Raw genomic sequence first — 264 nt, 5'->3', positions numbered from 1 at the left:
GATCGTGATTCCGGGCATCGCGCGCAGCAACTTTTCGACGGTGCGGGAACTGGCGCATCGCGTGCAGGGCGGCGCGTATGCGCTCGGCATTCATCCGCTTTTCACGCCGCAGGCGCAGCCGTCCGATCTCGATGTCCTGCGCATGGAAATCGAGGCGAGTCTCGACGACCCGCTTTTCGTCGGTCTCGGTGAGATTGGGCTCGACTACTTCGTGCCGGGGCTCGACGACGAGACGCAGCAGTTCTATTACAACGAGCAACTCAA

Annotated in this window: 1 protein-coding gene; it reads left to right on the top strand. The window is 61.7% G+C overall.

Going from position 1 to position 264, the window contains the following annotated elements; translation table 11 throughout:
• Positions 1-264 (top strand): TatD family hydrolase (locus SB753_RS38175; RefSeq protein ID WP_410805307.1); only part of this gene is annotated, 264 nt, incomplete at both ends.

The sequence above is a fragment of the Paraburkholderia sp. SIMBA_053 genome, assembly GCF_046534895.1.
Classification (GTDB): domain Bacteria; phylum Pseudomonadota; class Gammaproteobacteria; order Burkholderiales; family Burkholderiaceae; genus Paraburkholderia; species Paraburkholderia caledonica.
Note: the sequence above shows the minus strand (reverse complement) of the source record. Positions and strands in the feature narration are given on the sequence as shown.